We start from the raw sequence: 7,693 nt of genomic DNA on the forward strand, positions 1-7,693 counted from the left end.
TCATCAGCCTGCACCAGAACATCACCTGGACCCCGGGGGTCAGAACCCCGGGGTCCAGGTGATGTTCTGGTGCAGGCTGATGAGGACGGCGAGCACGCCGACGTCGATCGCGCCCAGCGCCATGCCGAGCGCGGCGCGGCCGCGGCGCCGGGTGCCGCGCACCAGCGCGACGACGCCGAGGACCAGGGCGAGCGGCCCGAAGACGATGTTGAACACCACGGTGCCCAGCAGGCCGATGATGAACGACGCGACCGCGGCGCCGTCGGCGTCCTTGCGGCGGGCGTTCGCGGCGGGCGTGGCGGTGGCCGTGGTCGTGGCGGTGGCGCGGGCGGTGGTGTGGTCGCGGGTGTCCGGGGTCCGGGTGAGGGCGGTGCTCATGGTCGGCTTCCTTCGGTTCGGGTGCGGCGGTCGGTGGCGCGGGGCGGTCAGTTGTGCCGGGCGCGGGAGACGCGCTCGCGCACGGCGAAGACCAGCAGCCAGCCGGCGATCGCGACGGAGGCCGCGATCAGGACCGGGGCGGTCGCGTAGGACGCGGCGCCGAAGAGCGTTCCGAGGACGATGACGATGAGGGCGAGAGCCATGGCGGCCTTCCCGTGGACGGTGATCGGTGGGGGAGTCGGACGGCGGGTGTGCGGACCGTGGTCCGCCCGGCGTGCGGCGGACCGGTGGCCCGGTCGGTGAACAATTGGGATAACAACTGTTCACTGAACTGAGCCTACCCCTGGCACATTTCAGCGAACGACTGTTTACTGGATGATGTGAGTCACATTTCCCGGGATCCGCTCCCCGTCAGCCGCCAGGCCCGCAAGCAGCGCACCCGGCAGGCGCTGATGGACGCGGCGCTGCGGCTGCTGGAGCACCAGAGCCTCAGCAGCCTCGGCCTGCGCGAGATCGCCCGCGAGGTCGGCGTGGCCCCGGCCGCCTTCTACCGGCACTTCCGGGACATGGCCGACCTCGGTGTGGCACTCGTCGAGGAGTCCTTCGGGTCGTTGCGCGCCCTGGTCCGCGCCCTGCGGACCGAGGCGGCCGGCTCCGAGCAGGTCATCGACCGGACCGTGGAGGTCATCGCCGGCCACGTGCGCGAACACCGCGCGCACTTCCGCTTCGTCGCCCGCGAACGGCACGGCGGACTGCCCGCCGTCCGCGCGGCGATCGCCGGCGAACTCGCGCTGTTCGCCGAGGACCTGGCGCACGACCTGGCCCGCCAGCCGGAGTCGGAGGGCTGGAGCGCCGGCGACGTGCTGATGCTCGCCGACCTCTACGTCGACCACATGGTCATGACCGCCACCGCCTTCCTGGAGGTCCCCGAGGGCGACACCGGGGGCGAGGCCGCCATCGCCCGCGCCGCCGGCCGCCAACTGCGCGTCATCCGGCTGGGCCGGATGCACTGGCTGGACACGGAGCCGCCGGCCGCCGGCGCCTGACGCCCGGCCGGCCCCCGACCCCCCGCCGGCGCCCGACGCCGCAGGTGGAGCCGCGTTGACCTGGTGCGACGTCGGCCCGTCAGGGTGGAAACGCTCTCGCATTCGGCCGCATTCGAGCATGTCCCGGGCCGCTCAGGGCAGCCGAGGGGATATCGCGAGGAGACGACGAGCGCGGAGGTGGGCGATGGCGGACGCGGGTGACGGCCGGGGAGGCCAAGGGGGTGCCGGGCGGGACGGCGGCGGGGCGGCGATCACCACGTCGGTGCCGGCGAGACTCGACCGGCTGCCCTGGTCGCGCTGGCACTGGATGATCGTCATCGGCCTGGGCACGGTGTGGATCCTCGACGGCCTGGAAGTCACCGTGGTCGGCAACATCGCCACCCGGCTGTCGCAGGCCGGCAGCGGCCTGCACATCACCGACGCCCAGGTCACCGGCCTGGCCGCCGCGCTCTACGTGGCCGGTTCGTGTTCGGGCGCGCTGTTCTTCGGCTGGCTGACCGACCGGTTCGGCCGCAAGAGGCTGTTCATGGTGACGCTGGTGGTCTACCTGGCGGCGACCGCGCTGACCGCCCTGTCCACCCGCTCGTGGGAGTTCTTCCTCTTCCGCTTCATCACCGGCTTCGGCATCGGTGGTGAGTACGCGGCCATCAACTCCGCGATCGACGAGCTGATCCCCTCCCGGCACCGCGGCCGGGTCGACCTCATCATCAACGGCAGCTTCTGGGTCGGCGCGGTCGGCGGCTCCCTGCTGTCCATCGTCGCGCTCAACACCGCGATCTTCCCGGTCGACCTCGGCTGGCGGCTGACCTTCGCCCTCGGCGTGGTGCTGGGCCTGGTCATCCTGCTGGTGCGCCGCAACGTCCCGGAGTCGCCGCGCTGGATGTTCATCCACGGCCGCGGCGAGGAGGCCGAACGGCTGGTCGCCGACGTCGAACGCCGGATCGGGGATCAGACCGGCCGCGAACTGCCGCCCGCCGAGGGCGAGATCACCATCCACCCGCGCAAGTCCATCGGCTTCGTCACCATCGCCAGGACCGTCTTCACCCGCTACCCGCGCCGCGCGGTGCTGGGCCTGTCGCTCTTCGTCGGGCAGGCGTTCCTCTACAACGCCATCACCTTCGGCTTCGGCTCGATACTCACCAAGTTCTTCAACACCCCCTCGGACGAGACCGGTTACTACTTCGCGGTGATCGCGGCCGGCAACTTCCTCGGCCCGCTGCTGCTCGGCGGGCTGTTCGACAGCCTCGGGCGGCGGCCGATGATCGCCGGCACCTACATCGGCAGCGGCCTGCTGCTGTTCGGCACCGCCTGGCTGTTCAGCGCCGGCCACCTGTCGGCCACCACGCTGACCGCCTGCTGGTGCGTGGTGCTCTTCTTCGCCTCCGCGGGCGCCAGCAGCGCGTACCTGACGGTCAGCGAGATCTTCCCGATGGAGACCCGGGCCATGGCGATCGCGTTCTTCTACGCGGTCGGCACCGCGGCCGGCGGCATCAGCGGCCCGCTGCTGTTCTCCGACCTGACCAGCAGCGGAAAGGTCGGCGACACCGCGCTGGCCTTCGAGATCGGCGCGGCCCTGATGGTGATCGCCGGTATCGTGGCGGCGTTCCTGGCGGTCAAGGCCGAACGCCGGTCGCTGGAGGACATCGCCACCCCGCTGTCCGCCGCGGCCGCCCCCGCGCACACCCCCGCCTGACCGCGCCGGCCGGACCGACACCCGCCCGGTGCCGGTCCGGCGCCCGCGCGGCGGCAGCCGCCGGCCCGGCTGCCGGCCGTCCGCGGCCAGTTGAGGAGCTACGCGTTGTCTCCGCTGCCCGCGATGCCGGGGATGCCCGCGCTGTCCCCGCCGTCGGCGCTGTCCGCGCTGTCCATGCTGTCCGTGCCGTCGGCACTGCCGGCGTCGCCCGTGCCGTCCCCGGTCCGCGGCCGCCGGCCCGCCGCGTCCCGCTCCGGGCGGCCCGGGCCCGCGCGGTCGCTGGCCACCGCCGCGCTGTGCGCGCTGCTGCTGGCCGCCGTACCGCCGCACCACCCCGCGGTGCCGCTCGCGGCGGCGGGCGGCGGATGGTCGGACGCGGCCGCCACCCGGTACTGGACGGCCGACCGGACGGCCGCCGCCCTCGCGCCCACCGCACCGGCCGGCCCCGCGGTCGCCGCGACGCGGGCCGGACCGCGCCGCGCCGCCGCCGGCCCCGCCACCGCGCGCCGCGGCCGGTTCTTCGCCGGACTGCCCACCGTCGGCGTGCTGTTCGCCACCGGACGCGGCGCGCGCGCCCACACCTGCACCGCCAGCGTGGTGCACAGCCCGCACGGCGACGTCGTGCTGACCGCCGCGCACTGCGTCGGCGGCACCCACCGCGCGTTCGTGCCGATGTACGACGGCTCCGGCGGCCGGGTCCGCACCCCCTACGGCGTCTGGGCGGTCGGCGGCACCTGGCACCCGGCGGGCTGGACGGCGCACGGGCCCGGCTCCGACCTCGACGTCGCCTTCCTGCGGCTGCGCCCCGACGCGCACGGCCGCACCGTCGAGCACTACACCGGCGCCAACCGCCTGGTCACCACCGCCTCCTACGTCCACCGCGTCACCGTCGTCGGCTATCCGGCGGCCGGAGCGCACAACCGCGCCGACCGCGCGCTGCGCTGCGCCGGCCCCACCGTCCGGCTGCCCGGCCGCCGCCAGATGCGGTTCGCCTGCCACGGCTTCTACGGCGGCACCTCCGGCGCGCCCTGGCTCACCGGGATCGACGCCCGTACCGGCCGCGGCGACGTCATCGGCGAGATCGGCGGCGAGAACGGCGGCGGCCCGGAGCGCGACAGCGAGCGGGTGTCGTACTCACCGCTGCTGGGGTCCGCGGCCCTCGCCGCCTACCGCGGGGCAGCCCGGACATGACGACGGGCGGCCCGCCGACCGCGGACCGCCCGTCGTGCTGTGCGCGTGCTACGTCAACTGGGCAGCGTCCACTGCTGGTTGGTGGCGCCGGTGCAGTCCCAGATCTGGAGCCGGGTGCCGTCGGCGGAGCTGGGCCCGGTGGCGTCCAGACATCTGCCGGACGCCGGATTGACCAGGGAGCCGTTCGCTCCCGGCTTCCACTGCTGCGCGGCGGTGCCGTTGCAGTCGTACAGCTGGGCCTGCGTGCCGTTGGCGGTGCCGGCCGAGGTGAGGTCCAGGCACTTGCCGAGCGCCTTGATCGTGCCGTCGGTGCCGACGGTCCAGGTCTGCGCGCTGCTGCCGTTGCAGGTGTACAGGTCGACCGCGGTGCCGTTCGCCGTACCGGCGCCGGCCACGTCGGCGCACTTGCCGCCGTAGCCGGTGATCCGGCCGGAGGAGTTCGAGCTGCCGCCGGCCGACTGGGTGCCGGCCCAGGTGAAGGTCGCCGAGGTCGCGGCCGGCACCGAGTAGGTGAACGTCTCGCCACCCCAGTTGACGGTCAGCGGCTGCGCCGAGGAGGTGCCGTTGTAGGCGACGAGCGCCTTGGAGCCGTCCGGGTTCTGCCACGCCACGTTGGGGATCGTGGAGTTGGCGGTGGAGTCGATCCGGTAGGCGCCGGGCTTGACGAACTTCGTCAGCTGGCCCATGTCGTAGTACTCGACGGTGTAGTCCACCTGTCCGCTGCTGGCGTCACCGTTGTGCACGGTGATCAGCCCGGTGCAGGTGCCGCAGCCGGCGTTGTGCGGACCCATGTTCTGGTCCACCGCCAGCGACCACTTGACCACCGACTTACCCCAGTTGCGGGTGTAGTCGATGATGTTGTTCATGTCCTCGTTCTGCTGGTTGGCGATCCAGGTGCCGCCGGAGTGCTCGGTGTCGAAGGCGTCGACGTTCGGGTACTCGTTGTGCACCGTGGTCTGCTCGGCGGCGCTGCCCTCGTCGTAGCCGTGCCAGGCGATGCCGCCGAACAGCGAGTCGTTGCGGATCGCCGAGTCGTCCAGCGTCGGGGCGCCGTAGGAGGCGTAGTTCGACCAGTTCCAGTCCAGCGCGAGCACCTTGGTCGACAGGTTCGCCGCGTGCAGCGCCGGCAGCAGGTCGGTGCCGGTGAAGTAGTCCAGGCCGGTGCCGTTCCACTGCATCGACGGGTAGCCCGAGCAGCAGGTCGGCTCGTTCTGCGGCGAGACGTAGTCGATGTGCACGCCCTGCGCCTGGTACGCCTGGATGTACTTCACGAAGTACTGCGCGTACGCCGCGTAGTACTGCGACTGGAGCCAGCCCTGGTCGTCGGAGTCGCTGTCCTTCATCCACGCGGGCGCGGTCCACGGGGTGGCCATGACCTTCAGGTCCGGGTTCAGCTGCTCGGCCTGCTTGGTGAGCGGCAGCACGTCGGTCAGGTCGTGCCCGATGGAGAAGTTCGCCAGGCTCGCGTCGGTCTGCCCGGCCGGCATGTCGTCGAACGTGTAGTCCGAACGCGCCAGGTCGGAGGCGCCCATCGGGTTGCGCAGGAAGTCCAGGCCGATGCCGTTGGTCGGGTCGAACAGCTTGGTCATCACCTGGCTGCGGGTCGACGCGCTGAGCGCGCCGGAGGAGTTGAGCAGGTATCCGGCGGTGTCGGTCATCGAGGCGCCGCCGCCGGTGAACTGCTGGTACTTGGTGTTCTCGTCCACGTTCACCGTCTGCCCGGTGCTGCCGCTGCCGGGGGCGAACGCGATCGGGGTCTGCTGCTGGAGGCCCCGGGTGACGTTGCGGCCACCGGAGTCGTTGGTCGTCGTCAGCCAGATGTTGACCGGCTCGTTGGCGGCGGGCGACAGCGCGGCCGGCGCCGGGGCGGCCTGCGCGGCGCCCGGTGCGTTGAGCAGCAGTCCGGCCACGGCCAGGGCCGCCGAGGCGAACGCGGCGGCCAGGCGCCGGTGCGAGGTTCTGCGCCGGAGCCGGTGGGGGGAGGATGCCACGGGGTCTCCCTTCCGGGGGAGCGGGGTGACGGAGCGTGCGGGGCGTGGGCACCGGCGACCGTTTTGTCGTGCGCATGCCATGCGAAACGGTGGGGCGAGCCGATCGGCGCCTTAATTCACGCCGTGATTTAACTCGTGAACCAATGGGTCGTCAAGGCATCGCGCAGCGTTCACTTCCCTAACGCGCCGAGCCGTCCGGCCCCCACGCTCCTCACCTGCCCCGCTCACCGGCCCCGCTCGCACCTCACGGCCGCCAGTGCCTCACCGCCCGGACCTCACCGCCGTCGCCGCGCCGCCGTCAGCTCGCCGCCGCCCGCACCTCACCGCCGTCACCCCGGGGCCGCACCCAGCCGCCCGCACCTCATCGCCGTCACCCCGCCGACGTCCAGCCGAGCGTCGACCGGCCGAACCCGCGCGCGGCCACCGTCACCACCGCCAGCAGCACCCCGGCCGCCAGCAGCGTGAACCGGGCGTCCCCGTGCCGTACGACCAGCGCCCCGGCCAGCGCGCCGAGGAACATCGCCGCCGCCGACAGCAGCCGCCGCCCGATCCGGCTGCCCGGGCCGCCGACCGCCCCGCTGTCCGCCGCGATCCCGGTGATCGTCAGCGTCAGCACGGTGGTCGTCAGATCCGGCACCGCGATCCGCCGCGCCGCCGCGTTCTGACCGCCCATCGCCAGCCCCAGCAGCCCGATCAGCGCGTACCGGCCGCCGCCGGAGGACGGGTGGCCCACCAGCCGGGACACCGCGTAGGCGACCAGCGTCAGCACCGTCTGGAGCGCCACCGCGCCCAGCAGCACCCGGCCGCGGTGACCGGCCGCGCCGTGCGCCATCCGGCCGCCGGCCAGCGCGCCGGCCGCGAACGCCGCCAGCGCCACCAGTGAGGCGGCCAGCGAGAAGCCGGGCACGCCGGCCAGTGAGAACGCCATGAAGACGACGTTGCCGGTCATGTTCGCCACGAAGACGTGGCCCAGCGCGAGGTAGCTGAACGCGTTGACCAGACCGGTCACCACGGTCAGCGCCAGCAGCACCGGTGGCAGCGGCCCGTGCCGTTCGTCCCGCCCGGGGAGCAGGACGTCCCGTGCGTCGCGCAGTGCTGTGGCCATGAGGCGCTCTCCCGTACTGTCGGTCGGCTCTCCACCGCCGTACTGTCGGTCGGCTCTCCACCGCCGTACTGTCGGTCGGCTCTCCACCGCGGAGCCTGCTGCCGGGCCGGCGCCCTGTCCACCACGCGCGGGCGGGGCGTGCGTTCGTCCCCACCGGTCGTCGACGCGACGGAGGCCGGGTGCCGCCGGTGGGCGCCGCGGGGGCGGGTGCGGTCGGGGTCGGGGCGGGCGTATCCGGCGGGCCGGCGTCCCCGGGAGGAACGGAGGTGCCGTGGCCCCCCCCCCCCCC

7 protein-coding genes are annotated in these 7,693 nt (G+C 73.4%); 3 read left to right on the plus strand and 4 right to left on the minus strand.

Features of this window, described 5'->3' with window-relative positions; translation table 11 throughout:
* Nucleotides 1-39 precede the first annotated feature (39 nt).
* The gene (locus POF43_RS33980; RefSeq protein ID WP_271317832.1) at nt 40-378 is read right to left on the minus strand and encodes a DUF4190 domain-containing protein; all 339 of its coding nucleotides are present in this window, start codon (nt 376-378) and stop codon (nt 40-42) included.
* Between the two features lie 47 nt (nt 379-425).
* Complete coding sequence (locus POF43_RS33985; RefSeq protein ID WP_271317831.1) at nt 426-581, minus strand: hypothetical protein; 156 nt, start codon at nt 579-581, stop codon at nt 426-428.
* 249 nt (nt 582-830) lie between these two features.
* Here POF43_RS33985 and POF43_RS33990 point away from each other — a divergent pair, with 249 nt between their 5' ends.
* From POF43_RS33990 to POF43_RS34000, 3 genes are all read left to right on the plus strand, one after another.
* Nucleotides 831-1,424 carry a TetR family transcriptional regulator gene (locus POF43_RS33990; protein WP_271317834.1) on the plus strand — a complete coding sequence of 198 codons (594 nt, stop codon included), beginning with the start codon at nt 831-833 and terminating at the stop codon, nt 1,422-1,424.
* A 184-nt stretch (nt 1,425-1,608) separates the two neighbouring features.
* A complete protein-coding gene (locus POF43_RS33995; RefSeq protein ID WP_282704949.1) occupies nt 1,609-3,117 on the plus strand; it encodes an MFS transporter in 1,509 nt (502 codons plus the stop codon).
* Between the two features lie 105 nt (nt 3,118-3,222).
* Nucleotides 3,223-4,308, plus strand: a complete 1,086-nt coding sequence (locus POF43_RS34000; protein WP_271324894.1) for a trypsin-like serine peptidase — start codon at nt 3,223-3,225, stop codon at nt 4,306-4,308.
* A 53-nt stretch (nt 4,309-4,361) separates the two neighbouring features.
* Here POF43_RS34000 and POF43_RS34005 read toward each other — a convergent pair whose 3' ends face one another.
* Entirely contained in the window at nt 4,362-6,299 is a 1,938-nt protein-coding gene (locus POF43_RS34005; protein WP_372516192.1) for a ricin-type beta-trefoil lectin domain protein, read from the minus strand.
* Nucleotides 6,300-6,669: 370 nt separating this feature from the next.
* Nucleotides 6,670-7,404 carry a YoaK family protein gene (locus tag POF43_RS34010; protein ID WP_271324895.1) on the minus strand — a complete coding sequence of 245 codons (735 nt, stop codon included), beginning with the start codon at nt 7,402-7,404 and terminating at the stop codon, nt 6,670-6,672.
* Nucleotides 7,405-7,693: the final 289 nt, after the last annotated feature.

Source organism: Streptantibioticus silvisoli (assembly GCF_027947535.2).
Taxonomy (GTDB): Bacteria; Actinomycetota; Actinomycetes; order Streptomycetales; family Streptomycetaceae; genus Streptantibioticus_C; species Streptantibioticus_C silvisoli.